The sequence below is a fragment of the Natronospira elongata genome, assembly GCF_034931365.1.
Classification (GTDB): Bacteria; Pseudomonadota; Gammaproteobacteria; order Natronospirales; family Natronospiraceae; genus Natronospira; species Natronospira elongata.
This window is the reverse complement of record NZ_JAYGII010000093.1, coordinates 1-1,364: the sequence shown is the minus strand read 5'-3', so window position 1 is coordinate 1,364 and position 1,364 is coordinate 1. Positions and strand designations below refer to the sequence as shown.

Annotated in this window: 1 protein-coding gene; it reads left to right on the top strand. The window is 59.2% G+C overall.

Annotated features, from left to right (window positions below):
* The coding region (locus tag VCB98_RS13875; protein WP_346053548.1) for an Ig-like domain-containing protein at positions 1 to 1,364 on the top strand (1,364 nt) is incomplete at both ends.

Below are 1,364 nucleotides of genomic sequence, written 5' to 3'. Positions count from 1 at the left end.
ACACTGGACAGTGAACTCTCCATCGCCTGGACTCTTGAGGTAGATTCCCAGTCCGGACCGCCGGGTCGTGGCCGTGGCCGTGGTGGTCGAGATGAAGAGCAACTGACGCTGCGTGCCTACGATTTTGATGGTGCCCGCCTGATGTCCTTTTCCCTTGATCAAGACTGGGCATCAGAGCTGTCCGCTCTCAAGGTGGAGCCCGGTTTCGGAGGTCGAATCTGGTTGCAGGGGAGCGATGCCGTCCACGTATTCGATGTGGATTCCGGCGAGCGTGCATCTGATTACCCGGTCGGTGCAAAAATCAAGGATATAACCCTGGATTCGGAGTCCACCAGCTTGTACGTTGCGACTGCTGATGCGCTTCACCTGATTGACAGGGATGGTCAAGCGCATGCAATCGCCCAGCCCGACTTGGCGGCAGACGAATCCCTTTCCTATCTTGCGTGGGACCAGGATAGCGAAACGCTCTGGCTTGCGAGCAACCAGCGTATTTTGTTCCTTCAGCAAGAGCAGGTCTATCAGACCTTCCAACCGCCTGGTGTGGGTTCCCTCCGGGGAATTGCCCCGGATGGCGAAGGTGGCATCTGGCTGGCTCGGCCGGCCTGGCTCACGCGCTATTCCGCAGACGGCGCGGAACTCACCAGCCTGCAACCCTTTGCCGGCTATCCGGGTGCCGGTGGTACCCGTGGTCTGACCAGCGACGGCAGGGACAAGACTGTTTGGCCCCACTCCCGCCGCCACGTCCGCCAGTTCGATGGCGCCGGGGTTGCCGGCTATGAAGCGGCAATCACCAGCATGAGCGGCGAGATGCTGACCTCGGTCTTGTTCACGGACCGGGTCCCGCCGGAGATTGAGATCGCAAGTCCTGCTGAAGGGAGTTATCACAACGACCCCTCAGTTCCCGTGCAAATTGACTGGTATGACATCGGGACAGGTGTGGATGAAGATACGCTTCATCTTGAGCTCAATGCATTGACTTGGGAGCCTGAATGCAATTTTGATCTGGACGGAGCAGAGTGTTTGCCCTCAGACGCCCTTGAGGACGGCGAGTACACCTTGAGTGCGACGGTAGAGGATTATTCCGGTAACGAGTCTGAAGTGGCTTCCGTGAGCCTCATGATTGATACCGTCTCGCCCTCCGTCATGATCGAATCGCCGGCAGACGGGGAAATCAGCAACGATGCTCGCCACCGGATAAGTATTGCCTGGACTGATACGGGTTCCGGCGTCGATTCCGATACCGTTGAATGGCAGCGTAACGACAGCCCCTGGCCGGTCGATTGTAGCGGCGATGCAGAAGGGGCGGATTGCACGCCCGGAGCCGATCTTCCTGACGGCGAGCACACGCTGGCCGTGCGGGTCAG